This is a genomic window from Gordonia rhizosphera NBRC 16068, assembly GCF_000298195.1.
GTDB lineage: Bacteria > Actinomycetota > Actinomycetes > Mycobacteriales > Mycobacteriaceae > Gordonia > Gordonia rhizosphera.
On the sequence record NZ_BAHC01000026.1, the window covers coordinates 20,662 to 35,740 of the forward strand.

General features: G+C 66.4%; 18 protein-coding genes. 8 read left to right on the forward strand and 10 right to left on the reverse strand.

The genetic code is table 11. The annotated features are described in order from the left end of the window. Positions 1 to 40: 40 nt before the first annotated feature. Entirely contained in the window at positions 41 to 970 is a 930-nt protein-coding gene (gene gluQRS, locus GORHZ_RS02245; RefSeq protein WP_006329967.1) for a tRNA glutamyl-Q(34) synthetase GluQRS, read from the reverse strand. A gap of 34 nt (positions 971 to 1,004) precedes the next feature. On the opposite strand from gluQRS, the gene GORHZ_RS02250 reads away from it, so the two are divergent. The 4 genes from GORHZ_RS02250 (at position 1,005) to GORHZ_RS02265 (ending at position 4,762) form a co-directional block, all read left to right on the forward strand. Further along, positions 1,005 to 2,060: an ATP-dependent DNA ligase gene (locus tag GORHZ_RS02250; RefSeq protein WP_040529798.1), complete on the forward strand. Its 1,056-nt coding sequence runs from the start codon at positions 1,005 to 1,007 to the stop codon at positions 2,058 to 2,060. Between the two features lies 1 nt (position 2,061). Further along, positions 2,062 to 3,141 carry a DNA polymerase domain-containing protein gene (locus GORHZ_RS02255; protein ID WP_006329979.1) on the forward strand — a complete coding sequence of 360 codons (1,080 nt, stop codon included), beginning with the start codon at positions 2,062 to 2,064 and terminating at the stop codon, positions 3,139 to 3,141. 62 nt (positions 3,142 to 3,203) lie between these two features. Next, positions 3,204 to 4,271, forward strand: coding sequence for an alpha/beta fold hydrolase (locus GORHZ_RS02260; RefSeq protein ID WP_006329981.1), 1,068 nt, complete (start codon positions 3,204 to 3,206; stop codon positions 4,269 to 4,271). Positions 4,272 to 4,396: 125 nt separating this feature from the next. After that, entirely contained in the window at positions 4,397 to 4,762 is a 366-nt protein-coding gene (locus tag GORHZ_RS02265) for a DsrE family protein (RefSeq protein ID WP_006329983.1), read from the forward strand. Positions 4,763 to 4,828: 66 nt separating this feature from the next. Here GORHZ_RS02265 and GORHZ_RS02270 read toward each other — a convergent pair whose 3' ends face one another. From GORHZ_RS02270 to GORHZ_RS02280, 3 genes are all read right to left on the reverse strand, one after another. Then, entirely contained in the window at positions 4,829 to 5,173 is a 345-nt protein-coding gene (locus GORHZ_RS02270) for a hypothetical protein (protein ID WP_006329989.1), read from the reverse strand. A gap of 122 nt (positions 5,174 to 5,295) precedes the next feature. After that, on the reverse strand, positions 5,296 to 6,237 hold the full coding sequence (locus tag GORHZ_RS02275) for an NADP-dependent oxidoreductase (RefSeq protein ID WP_040529801.1): 942 nt from the start codon (positions 6,235 to 6,237) through the stop codon (positions 5,296 to 5,298). A gap of 46 nt (positions 6,238 to 6,283) precedes the next feature. Beyond that, positions 6,284 to 6,952 carry an SRPBCC family protein gene (locus GORHZ_RS02280; protein ID WP_051998725.1) on the reverse strand — a complete coding sequence of 223 codons (669 nt, stop codon included), beginning with the start codon at positions 6,950 to 6,952 and terminating at the stop codon, positions 6,284 to 6,286. A 114-nt stretch (positions 6,953 to 7,066) separates the two neighbouring features. Between GORHZ_RS02280 and GORHZ_RS02285 the strand changes: the two genes are divergently transcribed. Then, complete coding sequence (locus GORHZ_RS02285) at positions 7,067 to 9,022, forward strand: aconitate hydratase (protein ID WP_006329995.1); 1,956 nt, start codon at positions 7,067 to 7,069, stop codon at positions 9,020 to 9,022. 33 nt (positions 9,023 to 9,055) lie between these two features. On the opposite strand, the gene GORHZ_RS02290 is transcribed toward GORHZ_RS02285, so the two are convergent. Both GORHZ_RS02290 and GORHZ_RS02295 read right to left on the reverse strand, forming a co-directional pair. Next, positions 9,056 to 9,448: a hypothetical protein gene (locus tag GORHZ_RS02290; protein ID WP_006329997.1), complete on the reverse strand. Its 393-nt coding sequence runs from the start codon at positions 9,446 to 9,448 to the stop codon at positions 9,056 to 9,058. A gap of 140 nt (positions 9,449 to 9,588) precedes the next feature. Further along, complete coding sequence (locus tag GORHZ_RS02295; RefSeq protein WP_006329999.1) at positions 9,589 to 10,323, reverse strand: MSMEG_1198 family transcriptional regulator; 735 nt, start codon at positions 10,321 to 10,323, stop codon at positions 9,589 to 9,591. A 196-nt stretch (positions 10,324 to 10,519) separates the two neighbouring features. On the opposite strand from GORHZ_RS02295, the gene GORHZ_RS02300 reads away from it, so the two are divergent. After that, entirely contained in the window at positions 10,520 to 11,137 is a 618-nt protein-coding gene (locus tag GORHZ_RS02300) for a helix-turn-helix transcriptional regulator (protein WP_006330000.1), read from the forward strand. A 12-nt stretch (positions 11,138 to 11,149) separates the two neighbouring features. On the opposite strand, the gene GORHZ_RS30690 is transcribed toward GORHZ_RS02300, so the two are convergent. The 4 genes from GORHZ_RS30690 to GORHZ_RS02315 all read right to left on the reverse strand — a co-directional run bounded on the left by GORHZ_RS30690 (position 11,150) and on the right by GORHZ_RS02315 (position 13,860). Continuing rightward, positions 11,150 to 11,317, reverse strand: a complete 168-nt coding sequence (locus GORHZ_RS30690; RefSeq protein ID WP_006330001.1) for a hypothetical protein — start codon at positions 11,315 to 11,317, stop codon at positions 11,150 to 11,152. 169 nt (positions 11,318 to 11,486) lie between these two features. After that, positions 11,487 to 11,897 carry a hypothetical protein gene (locus GORHZ_RS02305; RefSeq protein WP_006330002.1) on the reverse strand — a complete coding sequence of 137 codons (411 nt, stop codon included), beginning with the start codon at positions 11,895 to 11,897 and terminating at the stop codon, positions 11,487 to 11,489. 165 nt (positions 11,898 to 12,062) lie between these two features. Next, positions 12,063 to 13,154 carry an inositol-3-phosphate synthase gene (locus tag GORHZ_RS02310; protein WP_006330003.1) on the reverse strand — a complete coding sequence of 364 codons (1,092 nt, stop codon included), beginning with the start codon at positions 13,152 to 13,154 and terminating at the stop codon, positions 12,063 to 12,065. Then, positions 13,147 to 13,860, reverse strand: a complete 714-nt coding sequence (locus tag GORHZ_RS02315) for a PadR family transcriptional regulator (protein WP_006330010.1) — start codon at positions 13,858 to 13,860, stop codon at positions 13,147 to 13,149. The genes GORHZ_RS02310 and GORHZ_RS02315 overlap by 8 nt, the downstream gene beginning before the upstream one ends. A gap of 238 nt (positions 13,861 to 14,098) precedes the next feature. Here GORHZ_RS02315 and GORHZ_RS02320 point away from each other — a divergent pair, with 238 nt between their 5' ends. Continuing rightward, positions 14,099 to 14,488, forward strand: a complete 390-nt coding sequence (locus GORHZ_RS02320; protein WP_006330012.1) for a DUF5318 family protein — start codon at positions 14,099 to 14,101, stop codon at positions 14,486 to 14,488. A 168-nt stretch (positions 14,489 to 14,656) separates the two neighbouring features. Next, positions 14,657 to 15,079: transglycosylase domain-containing protein (locus GORHZ_RS02325; protein ID WP_040529805.1), on the forward strand; the 423-nt coding region annotated here is incomplete at its 3' end.

Sequence of the window (15,079 nt, forward strand, 5' to 3'; positions counted from 1 at the left end):
TGATCGAGTAGGCGCGAACGGAGTGAGTGGCGTATCGAGATCACTCGCCCCACTCGCTCATGGAGTAGATCCACGGCTCGCGGGGGAGTTCGTTGGGGCGGAACCGATCTGCCAGGTCGGCGAGCTCGACGGACTCGTGCCGGCCTGCGAGCCCCAGCGAGTGGGCGATGTGGTTGAGAACTCCGGAGGCGGTCACACCACGTTCCAAGAGATCGGCCAGCGTCACCGCACCGTCACGCTTGCTCAGCCGAACATGCTTGGGATTCAACACCATCGGCACGTGCGCATACTCTGGCGGCCGGTGGCCGAGCAGTGTGGCGAGGTACGCCTGCCGCGGCGCCGACGAGAGCAGGTCATCACCGCGGACCACCTGATCCACACCCTGGGCCGCATCGTCGACGACGACCGCCAGGTTGTAGGCCGGTGTCCCGTCGTTGCGTTGGACGACGAAGTCGTCGACCATCCCGGTGTACTCGCCGTGCAGGATATCGGTGACGGTGAACCGATCCACGTCTGTCCGGATGCGAATGGCCGGTGGTCGTCCCGCGGCCCGGCGTTCGGCGCGCTCGGCGGGGGTGAGGTCGCGGCAGGTGCCCGGGTAGGCGCCCTGCGGGGCGTGCGGTGCCGACGGCGCCTCCAGGATCTCCCGGCGGGTGCAGTAGCACTCGAAGGTCCGTCCCGCGTCGCGGAGGGTGTCGACGACGACCCGATACGACGAGAGCCGCTGCGACTGATACACGACCGGCGGATCCCAATCGAGACCGAGCGCCGCGAGATCCGCGAGTTGCTGTCGGTCGGCGCCGACCGCGGTCCGGTCGAGGTCCTCCATCCGGATGTAGAACGCCCGTCCCGTCGTGCGGGCGAACAGCCAGGCCAGCACAGCCGTGCGCAGATTGCCGACGTGCAGCTCACCCGACGGTGACGGCGCGTAGCGTCCCGCCGGCGGCGGCGCGGCTTGTTCGGGGTCCATTGCGGATGACCTTACAAGTGGGACGATGGGAGCCGTGGACCTCCCGGTAATGCCGCCGATCGCCCCGATGCTCGCCAAGGCCGTGACGACGGTGCCCGACCAGCCCGACGGCGATCCCGCGTGGTCGTATGAGCCGAAGTGGGATGGCTTTCGGGCCTTGATCTTTCGAGACGGCGACGAAGTCGCCATCGGATCACGCGGTGGCAAGGACCTGGCCCGGTACTTCCCCGAACTCGTTGCCGCCGCCAAGGCCGAACTACCCGAGAAGGCGGTGGTGGACGGTGAGATCGGCGTCCCGGCCCTGATCGGCGACACCCACCGGCTGGACTGGGACTCGCTCGCGCAGCGGATACATCCGGCCGAGTCCCGGATCAGGATGCTCGCCGAGAAGACCCCGGCCATCTTCATCGGCTTCGACGCCCTCGCGCTCGGCCCGGCCCGTGTCATGGGTGAACCCTTCCCGGTGCGTAGGGAAGCGCTGCTCCGCGCGATCGACCCCGATCAGGGCGCCGATCGGCGGCTGTACGTGAGTCGCGTGACCAGAGACCCGGCGGTGGCCGCCGACTGGTTCACCGCCTTCGAGGGCGCCGGTCTCGACGGCGTCGTCGGTAAACGCCTCGACGGCGGCTATGTCGAGGGCAAACGCGAGATGGTGAAGGTCAAGCACAAGCGCACAGCCGACTGCGTGGTCATCGGCTACCGCGTGCACAAGAGCGGCACCGGGCTGGGCTCGATGCTGCTCGGCCTCTACCACGACGGCGCCGTGCACATGGTCGGCGGCGCGGGCGCGTTCTCCGACGCCAAACGCATCGAACTGCAGCAGATGTTCGAACCGATGCGCCTGGACCCCGAGGCACCCGCACCGGGCGAACCGACCCGCTGGCGGTCGGAGAAATCCGGTGAATGGATACCTATTCGGCAGGAACTCGTCGCCGAGGTTGCCTACGACCAGATGGAGAACCACCGGTTCCGGCACACGGTGAAGTTCCTGCGGTGGCGGCCGGACCGGGACCCGGAGAGCTGTGGTTACGCCCAACTCGAGGTACCGCTCACCTATGACCTGCACGATGTGCTGGAAGGATCGTCCTGACATGGCCTCTCGTTCGCCGGCCGAGGAACTCGACGTCGACGGCATCGCCGTCCGGATGAGCAACCCGGACAAGATCTACTTCCCGGGACTCGGCGAAAACGGTGGCCGCAAAAGAGATCTCGTCGGCTACTACCGGACGATGGCCCTACCGGTCAACGGGCCCGAGGGGCCGATCATGACCGCATTGCGCGACCGGCCCACCTTCCTGCAACGGTTTCCCGACGGCGTCGACGGCGACGAGATCTACCAGAAGCATATCGCCAAGAAGCGACCCGACCACGTCCAATCGACGCGCATCGTCTTCCCTTCGGGCAGAACGGGTGACGCCCTCAAACCGACGGTACCCGCCGACATCGTGTGGGGCGCCAACCTCGGGACGGTCACCTTCCACAGTTGGCCCACCGTCTCACCCGACAACGACCACCCCGACCAGCTGCGCATCGACCTCGACCCGCAACCGGGCACCGACTTCGACGATGTCCGGCGCGTCGCCGTCGAGGTGCTGGCCCCGCTGCTCGACGAATTGGGGTACACGGGTTTTCCCAAGACCTCGGGTGGGCGCGGAATCCACGTGTACGTCCCGATCGAGCCGAAGTGGGATTTCATCGCGACCCGCCGTTGCGTCATCGCCGTCGCCCGCGAGATGGAACGCCGCGACCCGGAGTCGGTGACCACCTCCTGGTGGAAGGAGGAACGGGGCGAACGGATCTTCATCGACTTCAACCAGAACGCCCGCGACCGCACCATGGCATCGCCGTACTCGGCGCGGCGCAGCTCCAACGCCCGCGTGTCCACACCGGTCACCTGGGAGGAGCTCGCGGAGGTCGACCCCGATGACTGCACCATCGCCACCGTCCCGGATCTCGTTGCGCGCCGAGGCGATCCGATGACCGACATCGCAATGCACCGCCGCGGAATCGAGCCTCTGTTGGAGATGGTGCAACGCGACGACGCCGACGGTCTCGGCGACATGCCCTACCCGCCCAGCTACCCGAAGATGCCGGGCGAACCACCCCGCGTCCAGCCGAGCAAGAAGGTGGCCGCGCACTGGGACGAACAGGGCAACCGTATCGAGGACTGAGCGCGGCGGCCGACCGCGGATTGACGATTGTCGATGCCGACCGGGGCTCCTAATCTGGAAGTATGTCGGGGCGAACGCCGCTCCAAGAGGTGCGTTTCTGCCGCAGCGCGGACGGTACGAAGATCGCCTACGCCGTTCACGGCGCGGGGCCGCCACTCTTGCTCAACACCTGTTGGCTCAGCCATCTGGAGTTCGACTGGGAGAGCCCGGTGTGGCGACGTTTTCTGCTGGATCTGGGTGAGTTCGCAACCGTCGTGCGCTACGACGAGCGCGGGTTCGGCATGTCGGACTGGGATGTGGACGGCTTCGAACTGGATGCGCGGATTGCCGATCTCGAGGCCGTGTTGGATTCGGCCGCAATCGACCGCTGCGCGATGCTCGGCATGTCGCAGGGCGGGCCGGTCGCGATCGCCTATGCCGCGCGACGTCGGGACCGTATCAGCCGGCTGATCCTCTACGGCACCTACGCCGCGATCCACCACGATGCGGAAACCGATGAACTCGAACGGACGTTGCAGCAGCTGATCAAGGTCGGCTGGGCTCGACCGGACAGCACGTTTCGTCGGGTCTTCACCCAGCTCATGATTCCGGGAGCCTCCGAGCTGCAGGCGTGCTGGCTGGACGACCTGCAGGCCCGGGCGACATCCACCGGCAATGCCATCCGAGCACGGACCGCCCGTGGTGTGGTCGACGTGTCCGCGCTGCTGTCGGAGATCGATCAGCCCACGTTGGTGATCCATGCCCGGGGCGACCGGATCAATCCCTTTTCCGAGGGCCGCAAGCTCGCGGCCGGGATCCGGAACGCACGGCTGGTCACCCTCGACAGCGACAATCACATCACCCTCGCCGACGAGGCCGCCTGGCCCGTGTTCGTCGAGCAGATTCGCAGCTTCTTGGGGGCGGACGCAATCGTCGCGCCGAGTACACCGGCGGCACTGCGCAGTCTCAGCGCCCGAGAACTCGACGTTCTCCGGCTGGTCGGACGAGGACTCGACAACGCCGCGATCGGCAAGGAGCTGTCGCTGTCGGTCCGAACCGTCGAACGACACCTCAGCACCATCTACACGAAGCTGGGTTTGGCCGGCCGATCGGCCAGAGCCGGGGCGGTCGCGCGTCTGTTGAGCAGCTGACATACGTGCCGTCCGCCATCGACGCGGTCGCCGACACCGGAAACATGGCGGTCAGCACCGATTCCTGCGCCTGCTCGGATCAATAGCGTTCTTGGTGTCGTACCGATACCACCGAGGAGGACGCCATGAACACGAATAAGGCCGCCATCAGTCTCACGACCGGCCTGGAAGACACCGAGAAGGTGACAGTGGCATTCCTGGTCGCCGCCGGCGCAGCCGAAAGCGGTCGGCCCACGAGGATGTTTCTGACCAAGGAGGCCGTCCGCCTCGCGGTCAAGGGCACTGCGACCGGTACCGCCTGCATCGGCTGTCCGTCGTTGGAGGACCTGATGGAGCGCTACGAGAGCGCGGGCGGTCGTTACCTCGTCTGCCCGATCTGTGTGAACTCGAGAGCGATCGACCCCACTACCTTCATCCCTGGCGCCGACATGGGCGGAACGGTCCAGCTGTGGGAGTGGATCGACGACGGCGCGACGGCCTTCAGCTATTGAAGCGATGACACTGCGCCCTGGCCACGTGCGCCGTACTGCTGACGCACAGCGTCCACCAGCTTGGCGTCAGACCTTGACCTCGGCGTCTTTGCTGAAGATCGGGTTGCCGAGGGTTCCGTAAGTGGCGCAAGCGAAGACGACGCGATATGTACCGTGCCACAGAGGTGGCGAGCGCAGTGCGATCCGCGGTGACTGACTCCGAACCGCTGTCGCCGAGATGTGTGTGCCCTTGGCCCAGATCGCGCTGCAGGACTTGTCCTCTTTCCCGAGGCCCCAGGCTCTGATCAGGATCGTGCCGTACTGGGCCGAGAACTGCGCCCGAGGCTCGGCGGCGTCGGCCTGGGGTGCCACGGCGATCCAGGACAGGCAGACCGCCACCATCACGACGATGAGGAGCGCCTTGCGGGACATGTCCTGTGCTCCGAGAGAAGTGGCGATTCGACGGCTGTGACGAGTGCGGTGCCCGCTGTTCGTGGGCTCCCTGATTATATGGCCGCGGGCGCGTCGTCGATACCGGTTCATTGACCAGAGGGCTACTCGGGGATCAGCGCGACCTTGCCGCCCGGGTGCCCGCTACCGACCAACTCGAGAGCCGCCTTGGCCTCCGACAGGGGAAAGGTCCGCGCGATCGGCACGACCAGATCTCCCGACGACGCGAGTCGCACCAGATTCGAACGCACGGCGTCGCGGAAGTCGAGGCTTTCGGGCTGTGCACCGCCGAGCGCGAGGAACCCGTCGGCGGCGGCGCGCTGGGGATTCGCGACCGTGACGATCCGGTTCCGGTCGGCCACCAACGCCAACGATGCGTCGATGGCCTCGTCGGTGCCCGCGGCATCGAGTGCGATGTCCACCCCGTCGGGTGCCGCAGACCGTACCCGATCAACCAGACCTGGGCCGTATTCGACAGGGATGCCACCGAATTCGCGAATGCGGGCGAAGTTCTTGGCGCTGGCCGTGCCGATCACGCGGATGCCGCGTAATCGGGCCATCTGCATGAGCGCCACCCCGACTGCACCGGATGCGCCGTGCATCAGGACGGTTTCGTCGCGTTCGGCGTGTGATGCGCGCAGCAGATCCGCTGCGGTGGACCCCGCCAGGAACAAATTGGCAGCCTCCGGCCAGCCGAGATCGTCGGGTTTGGCGAACACCTTTCCGGCCGGCACGGTCACCGCGGTCGCGTACCCGCCTTGCACCCGAAACGCCAGCACACCATCGCCGACCGCGCCGCCACCGGAGGCGATCTCGGTGTCCGGGCCGAGTTCAAGGATCTCGCCGGCCACCTCGTAGCCGATCGGCAGCGGGAACTGAGACGGGTCGGTAAGGCGCTTGGCGTGCTTGAGATCGGCAGGGTTCACCCCGGCCGCGCGGACCCGGATGGACACCTCACCGGGTCCCGGTGGCGGGAGCTCGTCGTCGATGAAGGCGAAGTCGTCGAGCCCTCCGGAGCCGGTCGCCACCCACCGTTGTGTGCGCACGAATCCAGGCTAGACCCGCGACTCTTGTGATCCTCCTGAACCGCGGTCACGTCTCCGATGAAGCCGTGGTGGCGAGTTCGGCAACGGGCGATTGCTTTTCCATCGCCGCCAGGTGCTCGGCGCGGGCCTTGATCCCGAACAGCATCTTGCGTTCCATCACCAGCGATCCCGGTTCCATGGGAAGCATCCCGATCCGATCACGCACGCGCGGGAGCCGGAACCGGTTGCGGCTGATCAGACGGGTGGTCCCGTCTCCGCAGTCGGTCAGGGTGAACGCCCATACCCAGTTCCCGTCGCTGGACCGGGACGCGAAGGCGTGGCCGGGCTCGGCGATCTCGATGACCATTTTGTTCGGACCCAGTCCGATCGTCTCGCCGACCGCCGGATGCTGGAACTCCTCGAGGACGACGTCGGTGGAGTGCATGTTCAGCCCGAGGAGATTCTCGATCCAGTCGTAGGTGTACGCGCCGCCGCGCGGCATCGGGCCCATCTGCGCAAGCCACGGATACACGTGCTCGGGCTTCGCTTCGATCGTGATGGCGCGGGTGGAGACCCCGTCCGCCTCGGAGAGCAGCTCGTCACCGGGCAGGGTGGCGGCGACCTCGTCGTCGGTCGCACCCCAGTTCATGATCGGCTGCCGCAGGAATCGCTGGTAGCCCACCGCCGCGGCGCCGGCAGCCACGGCTCCGGCGATGAGGACCATTCCGGTGTTCATGCCTTCAGCATGCGCCGGTCCGCGGCGTGGTGTCGTGGGGCTTTGGCCACGTGTTCGGACGGTCGTGGCAGGAATCCCGGATCGCTGGGAGCATGGGGAGCAGAGGAGTGCATCATGCCCGACAACGTCGCCCGCAAGCTGATCGCGGCACATCTGGAGTCCGGGGAGATGACCGCCGGCGAGGAGATCGCCCTCCGCGTCGACCAGACCCTCACCCAGGACGCGACCGGAACCTTGGTGATGCAGGAACTCGAGGCACTCGGACTCGACCGCGCCCGCACCCAGGTCAGTGTCCAGTACGTCGACCACAACCTGCTGCAAACCGACGAGAAGAACGCCGAGGACCACGAGTATCTGCGTACCGCATGTGCGCACTTCGGGATCTGGTACTCGAAACCCGGGAACGGCGTCTCCCACCCGACACACATGCAGCGATTCGGGATTCCCGGCAAGACGATGGTCGGTTCGGACTCGCACACCCCGGCGGCCGGGGCGCTCGGGATGCTCGCGATCGGCGTCGGCGGTCTCGAGGTGGCCTTGGCGATCGCCGGTCACCCGCTGCAGATCCGGATGCCCGAGATCTGGGGCATCCGGCTGGAGAACGAACTCCCCGAGTGGTGCTCGGCGAAGGATGTGATCCTCGAAATGCTGCGCCGCCACGACGTCAAGGGCGGCGTCAACCGCATCATCGAATACCACGGTCCCGGACTGGCCGGGCTCACCGCGATGGATCGGCACGTGATCGCGAACATGGGTGCCGAGCTCGGTGCCACGACGACGGTGTTCCCCAGCGACGACGCGGTCCGCGACTTCCTGCGCGCCGAAGACCGCGAGGACGACTGGGTCGAACTCGTCGCCGATGACGGCGCCGCTTACGACATTGAGGACACGATCGACCTGGCCACGATCGAACCCCTGATCGCCAAACCTTCCTCACCCGGCAACGTGGTGCCGGTCCGCGAGGTTGCCGGGGAGGAGATCAGCCAGGTGGTCATCGGTTCCAGCGCCAACCCCGGATTGCGGGATTTCGCGATCGCCGCCGCGATGGTCGACGGTCGGCAGACCAGGCCGGAGGTCAGCTTCGACGTCAACCCGACCTCCCGGGAAATCCTCACCGACCTCACCACGATGGGTGCGACCTCGCAGCTGGTGATCGGCGGTGCCCGTATCCACCAGGCCGGCTGTATGGGATGCATCGGGATGGGGCAGGCGCCGGCGACGGGCCGCAACTCGTTGCGGACGATGCCGCGCAACTTCCCGGGCCGGTCCGGGACCAAGGAGGACTCGGTGTGGCTGTGCTCGCCGGAGACCGCGACCGCGTCGGCATTGACCGGTGTCATCACCGACCCGCGGGACTGGGCCGCCGACGTCGCGATGGCCTATCCGCACCTGAACCTGCCGACACATCACGCGGTGAACACGGCGATGCTGGTCGCGCCGCCACCGGCCGACGAGGCCGCGCGGATCGACCCGGTGAAGGGCCCCAACATCTCCACGCTGCCCGAACTCGACGAGTTGCCGGACGAGTTGACCGCGCCGGTGCTGCTCAAGGTCGGCGACAACATCTCCACCGACGAGATCTCCCCGGCCGGCGCGCGTGCGCTACCGTTCCGATCCAATATCCCGAAGCTGGCGATGTTCAGTTTCACCCAGATCGACGAGAGCTATCCGTCGCGTGCCCACGACGCCGGCGAACCCGGCCACATCGTCGTCGGCGGTGAGAACTACGGGCAGGGGTCCTCGCGCGAGCACGCGGCCATCGCGCCCAGGTATCTCGGTCTGCGCGTGGTGATCGCGAAGTCCTACGCCCGCATCCACTGGCAGAACCTCGCGAACTTCGGTGTGCTCGCACTCGAATTCGACCAACCCGCCGACTATGACGGCATCGACCAGGGTGACTTACTGCGTTTCGAGGATCTGCGTGAACTGTTGGCAGCCAAGGATGCGCTGGTGGTTCCAAATGCGACGAAGGGAACCGAGTTCACCGTCCGGCATCGCCTGTCGCCGCGACAGGTCGCCGACGTCCTCGCCGGCGGATTGATCCCGCGGCTGGCACGGGAACGGCAGTGACGGCCCGTCGGAAAGCGTTCTGACACAAGCGAATCAGTGCGGGAACCCCGTCAGCTGGTAGGTCTCCGGAGGTGCGGTGACCGAGGAATACAGCGACACCTCGGTGAAGGCGCCTCGCTGGGGCGCGAACAGATAGACCCCGACCGGATACACCGCGTATCTTCCGGCTGCGCAGGTCGGTTCGCAGAGATTGCGATGCTCCGTCCCATATCCCACCGCGAAGGGGTCGGTCCATCCGAGCCAAGTGATGTCGGTGACGATGATGCCGAGGTCGGCGCAGAAAATGGATGACAGTGTGCGTGGCTGGACGAGCTTCGCTCCGTCGCAGCCGTAGACGATGCTGGTAGCCGGAGTCGGCGCGGCCGTGGCGCTCCCCGACCCCGCGGAGGCTGCCGATGTCACCAGCGTCGCGAGAGCAGCCAGCATGACCACCACACGAACGGAAGCCGATCGCATATCGCACCCCTGTTCACCGCACAGACAGTTGATCTGTTTGCGATTGTGGCTCCGGGCCGTGCGCTGACGTCGGGGTTTCGGCGAAAACGCTTGACCACGAGCGGACGAGGTCAGCCGCGCGGCTTGATGACATCGGAGTGCCCGTTCCGTCGGCACCAGCTGACGATGTAGCGCGCGTGCAGTCCGCACCAGCGATACACCGACGCCTGGGTCAGGGGGAGTCGGTCATCGTGTTCGTTCCGGCGACGCATCATCGGACCGAGGTAGTTGGTCGCGACCTTGTTCGCGGTGTTCGGAGACACCTGGGCCACCTCGGCCAGCGTCTGGTTGTCCGACGCGTTCCCCGACGCGATGGCGCCGGCCATGCGTGCGGCGGTGGTTCCGCGCCGTCCCTCGAACATTGCCAACAGCGACGGCCGCGGATCGGCGGGCACGGTGTCATGTAGGCGTTGGCCGAGCGCGACGGCGCGAAGAGAGTCCATCAGGACCTGCAGTCCGGCGGCCTTCGCGACGACCCCGGAGACCTCGGGCCGTACCCGCGCCTCGGCGAGATGATCTTCCTCCATCGAATGGCCTTGAGTGGCCAGCAGCACCGGCGCGAGTCGATCGGCATCCCGGAGACCTTCGATCACGTCAAGGCCGTCGAAGGTCCACTCCATCTCGGCCCGGTTGAAGATCAGGTCGGCGCAGACCACGTCGAACCGCACCCGGGCCGCGACGCCGCGGGTGAACTCGTCGCGATCTCCCGCCACCACGACGGTGACATCTTTGAACGCGGCCTCCAGCGGGGCCGCGATGACATGACCGAGAGGGGAAGCGATGAGGATGCGCAATCCAGCCGACATGTGCGCAATATTGCCTCATCGGGACAATTCATGCGCGATTACACATCGCAATCGCTTTTCCGGGGAGTCAGCGACACAAAATTTCGGCAGAAAGGTTCCATGGAGGGCTGAACCATTCCGGCTTCGGGACGAATCTGAGATCGCACTCAAGTATCGCCTGTTCCCCTGACCGACGCAGCGCCCCAGAGGAGCCACAATGACCGCCGACGTCAATCAAGACCTGCAGATTCCGATGCATCCGCTCCCTCCGTCATCGACGGTGCTGATCGTCGCCGAAGACACCCTCGCCGATGTCGGGCTGCTGGCTCTCGTGGAGCGCTTCGGCTATCGTGCCGCGCTGATCGACGTCGGCGGGGCCGAAGCGCCGAGGCAGACCGGTTCGGTGGTGATCGTGCGCAGCGAGCTGCGCCTGGCCCAGCTCCGCCGGGTCGCTGCGTTGGCCTCCGCCCGCGTCATCGGTATCGGCGTCCCGGTCGGTCACCTCGGCGGCGTGGAGCTTCCCGACTCCGGCTATTCCGCCGGAAGGCTGCGTCAGGTGTTGCGCCGCATCGCCGCGCCCGGGACGACCGGCGCCGATCGAGTGCACTTGAGTCCCCGCGAACGCGAAGTCGTGGTCACCTACACCCTCGGCTCCACGGTGCGGGAGACCTCGCAGCGCTACTTCATCTCCGAGAGCACCGTGCGTTCGCACTTCCGCCGGGTGATGAACCGCTATGGCGAGGCCGGCCGTCCGGTGAACAACAAGACGCAGCTGCTGATCCAGCTGATCGCCGACGGCTGGGTGGAGCGCGACCTGTTGGTCAGCGCAGTGTGACCAGGTTGTCGGTTACCAGTCCTGTTTCCAGAGCTCGTTGTGGACGGGGCAGAGACGGCCCGTGTTGCCGCAGCGCAGACAGGTGAGTCGGCCGGCGATGCTGTAGCCACCCGCCTGGCCGTGACACTCCGGGCAGGGCACCAGCGGTTCGGCGCATCGCTCACACTTGTCCGCTGTCATCGGTGCGCTCCTGAAGATGGTGTCGCCTCAGGGTAGGCGTGATCGGTGTCGGTGTTCGTCGCCCAAAGCGATGAACCACAGCGATGAACCACAGCGATGAACCACAGCGATGAAACGGACGACGATGAAACGGACGACCCAACCGACAACGTCCCCGTGACCCCCACGGTCAGCGGAGCCGCCCGGTCAGCCGGTAGGTCCGTGGTGGCCGGTCGGGTGACGAATACAGCGCCACCTCGGTGAACGCGCCATTGCGCGGCGCGCCGAGCCACACACCGACCTGCTGAGTGGTGATTCCACCGGACGCGCAATTCGGGACGCAGGTTTTGCGGTGTTCGGTCCCGAGGCCCGTGGCCCACGAGTCGGTCCACCCCATCCAGCGGATGTCGGTGACGATCACACCGCCGTCACCGCACAAGATCGACGAGAGGGTCGTCGGCGCAAACAGTTTCGACCCATCGCAGCCCGCGACGACGGTGGTCGCCGGTGCGGCATGGACCGGTCCGGCGGTCAGCGCGAGAGCGAGGCCGACGGCGGCCACCGCCGTCACCGCGCGCCTGGTGACAGACTCGCCACGCATGGTTATCAGTGTGCCAGCGCAGGGATGTCGTCGGGTGCGGTTTACTCCGGCCGGCGGTTGCCCGGCGACTGAAGACGACAGAAAAAACATCGTCCCCGTGTCCGACGCCCGAGACATGATCTCGGGTGCCGTCCACGGGGACGATGCGGTGGAGCGAGAAGCCGGTCAGGCCCTGATGATGAACGCCTCGAGCTGCTGGCGGGCGACGTCGTCGGCGAGCTGCTCCGGCGGGCTCTTCATCAGGTAGGCCGACGCCGGCAGGATCGGGCCGCCGAGGCCTCGGTCCTTGGCGATCTTCGCGGCGCGCACGGCGTCGATGATGATGCCGGCCGAGTTGGGGGAGTCCCACACCTCGAGCTTGTACTCGAGGTTCAGCGGCACGTCACCGAACGCGCGGCCCTCGAGGCGGACGTAGGCCCACTTGCGGTCGTCGAGCCACTCGACGTGATCGGACGGTCCGATGTGGACGTTCTTGTCCTCGACCTTGCCGGCCAGCGAACCGGTCAGGTTGGAGGTCACGGCCTGGGTCTTGGAGACCTTCTTGGACTCCAGACGCTCACGCTCGAGCATGTTCTTGAAGTCCATGTTGCCGCCGACGTTGAGCTGGTAGGTGCGGTCGAGCGCGACGCCGCGGTCCTCGAACAGCTTGGCCATGACGCGGTGGGTGATGGTGGCGCCCACCTGGCTCTTGATGTCGTCGCCGACGATCGGCACACCGGCGTCGGCGAACTTCTGCGCCCACACCGGGTCGGAGGCGATGAACACCGGCAGCGCGTTGACGAACGCGACATTCGCGTCGATGGCGCACTGCGCGTAGAACTTGTCGGCCTGATCCGAGCCCACCGGCAGGTAGGACACGAGGACGTCGACCTCGGCGTCGCGCAGTGCCTTGACGATGTCGGCACCTTCACCATCAGCCTCGGTGATGGTCTCGCGGTAGTACTTGCCGAGGCCGTCGAGGGTGTGGCCGCGCTGCACGGTGACACCGGTCGGCGGCACGTCGGCGATCTTGATGGTGTTGTTCTCGCTCGCGAAGATCGCGTCGGAGAGGTCGAAGCCGACCTTCTTCGCGTCCACGTCGAACGCCGCGACGAACTCGACGTCGCGCACGTGATACGGCCCGAACTTCACATGCATCAGGCCGGGCACCGTCGCGGTCTCGTCGGCGTCCTTGTAGTACTGCACGCCCTGGACCAAGGATGAAGCGCAGTTTCCTACGCCCACAATGGCCACGCGCACCTTATTGTGCTCACCCATGGTCGGGTTCTCCTTCTACTCCGGGCGTCGCAGACTGCTGCGGCACCGGTGTCTTCTGTTGTTCTTCGATCTCTTCATGCCCCCCGTCACGGCTCGGCTGTGAGCCCGCAACACGGAAGTCTGTATCGGCGGTGTCCGTGAACGGATCGCGTCCGGACTCGGCCGAGGTCTTGGCGTCGTCGCCCGACGCCTCTTCGGCGATCAGCTCGTTGAGCCAGCGCACCTCGCGTTCGCTGGACTCAAGGCTGAGCAGATGCAACTGGCGGGTGTAGCGGTCGACGGCCCGGTTGGAGCGCCCGAGGATCTCGCGCAGACCCTCACGCCGCTCCTCCACCTGACGACGACGGCCCTCGAGGATGCGCATCCGGGCCACGGCCGGCGTCCGGCTGAAGAACGCGAGGTGAACGCCGAATCCGTCGTCGGTGTAGTTCTGCGGCCCGGTGTCGGCGACGAGTTCGCTGAAGCGTTCGCGTCCCTTGTCGGTCAGCTGGTAGACGCGGCGAGCCCGCCGGACCTTCACGCCGCCCGGTGTGGGCCCTGTGGCCTCGTCGATCAAGCCGTCGGCCTGCATCCGGCGCAGCGTGGGATAGAGCGAACCATAGGAGAACGCACGAAACGCGCCGAGCAGACCAGTCAGCCGTTTACGCAGCTCATACCCGTGCATCGGCGATTCGAGGAGCAATCCGAGAACCGCGAGCTCCAGCACTGGTCGCTCACCCCTCTCCGATCGGAACGTATTCGCCGGGAACCGGCCCGAGTGGGTGCGGACATGATGATGGCCCGACACCTCGCTCTGATGTAATCACCAATGTATCGCACCGATATAACTTGCGTCTACAGCTGCCCGACTGTGTTGATCGACACGTCCTGTGGTGATCAACACGTCGCAACCGGGATATCCGTCACAACGACAGCCGCCGGATCGACCACGTACCCTTGAACACGTGCAACGCCAGATCGTCGACTACGCCCTGCAACGGCGGGCACGGCTGTCGCAGGTCCATTCGGGCCGGACCGCCGTGGCCGACGTGTGTGACGCGAGTCCGTATCTGCTGCGTGCGGCCAAATTCCACGGACGGCAGTCGTCGACGCTGTGCCCGATATGCCGAAAAGAGCAGGTCACGCTGGTGTCCTGGGTGTTCGGCGAAAAGCTGGGGCAGGTGTCGGGATCGGCCCGCACCAACGACGAGATCGCGCGTCTGGCCGCCACCGCCGAGGAGTTCTCCGTCCACGTGGTCGAGGTGTGCCGCACGTGTTCGTGGAACCATCTGGTCCAGTCGTACGTTGCGGGTTTGCCGCCGCGCTCCACGCGTACGCGGCGGGTGGCGAAGTAGTCGCCCTCGGGGCCGCCGATGGTGGGCCCGCTCATCCGACCGCGTGACGGGGATTATTGCCCGGACATACCTACGTGGTTCACAGTGGTGGGCAAGTTTTGACGACGGAGATGGACTGACTGTGAGTAGCGCTGAAGTGTTCGGTCGGATGGATCGGGAGGTGGGACGGTGAGCAGCACCCGCGGCACGTCGTCGTCCCCCCGTGGGAACGGCCGGACGACACCAACGCAGGCCGACGAATCCGCCCGCACCCGCCACAAGTGGCTCGCGTGGGGTTTCGGCATCCTGGGTGCCATCATCCCGGTGGCCATCCTGATCGGTGTCGTCGCGTTCGTGTTCACCTACGTCGGAGCATCGGTTCCGGCGCCCGGCGACATCAAGCAGAACCAGGTCGCGACGATCCTGATGTCCAACGGCAAGGAGTTGGCGCGGGTCGTGCCCCCGGAGGGCAACCGCACCGACGTCAAGATCAGCGACATCCCGCAGGCGATGCAGGACGCCGTGATCGCCGCCGAGGACCGCGAGTTCGAGTCCAACTCCGGCTTCTCCATCCGCGGCCTGTCACGTGCGGCGATCGGCCAGGTCACCGGT

Excerpts from the sequence above, each read along its gene's own strand:
- gluQRS (WP_006329967.1), bottom strand. The coding sequence starts at position 970 with ATGGACCCCGAACAAGCCGCGCCGCCGCCGGCGGGACGCTACGCGCCG.
- GORHZ_RS02255 (WP_006329979.1), top strand. The coding sequence starts at position 2,062 with ATGGCCTCTCGTTCGCCGGCCGAGGAACTCGACGTCGACGGCATCGCC.
- GORHZ_RS02260 (WP_006329981.1), top strand. The coding sequence starts at position 3,204 with ATGTCGGGGCGAACGCCGCTCCAAGAGGTGCGTTTCTGCCGCAGCGCG.
- GORHZ_RS02265 (WP_006329983.1), top strand. The coding sequence starts at position 4,397 with ATGAACACGAATAAGGCCGCCATCAGTCTCACGACCGGCCTGGAAGAC.
- GORHZ_RS02270 (WP_006329989.1), bottom strand. The coding sequence starts at position 5,173 with ATGTCCCGCAAGGCGCTCCTCATCGTCGTGATGGTGGCGGTCTGCCTG.
- GORHZ_RS02280 (WP_051998725.1), bottom strand. The coding sequence starts at position 6,952 with ATGAACACCGGAATGGTCCTCATCGCCGGAGCCGTGGCTGCCGGCGCC.
- GORHZ_RS02285 (WP_006329995.1), top strand. The coding sequence starts at position 7,067 with ATGCCCGACAACGTCGCCCGCAAGCTGATCGCGGCACATCTGGAGTCC.
- GORHZ_RS02290 (WP_006329997.1), bottom strand. The coding sequence starts at position 9,448 with ATGCTGGCTGCTCTCGCGACGCTGGTGACATCGGCAGCCTCCGCGGGG.
- GORHZ_RS02295 (WP_006329999.1), bottom strand. The coding sequence starts at position 10,323 with ATGTCGGCTGGATTGCGCATCCTCATCGCTTCCCCTCTCGGTCATGTC.
- GORHZ_RS02300 (WP_006330000.1), top strand. The coding sequence starts at position 10,520 with ATGACCGCCGACGTCAATCAAGACCTGCAGATTCCGATGCATCCGCTC.
- GORHZ_RS30690 (WP_006330001.1), bottom strand. The coding sequence starts at position 11,317 with ATGACAGCGGACAAGTGTGAGCGATGCGCCGAACCGCTGGTGCCCTGC.
- GORHZ_RS02305 (WP_006330002.1), bottom strand. The coding sequence starts at position 11,897 with ATGCGTGGCGAGTCTGTCACCAGGCGCGCGGTGACGGCGGTGGCCGCC.
- GORHZ_RS02310 (WP_006330003.1), bottom strand. The coding sequence starts at position 13,154 with ATGGGTGAGCACAATAAGGTGCGCGTGGCCATTGTGGGCGTAGGAAAC.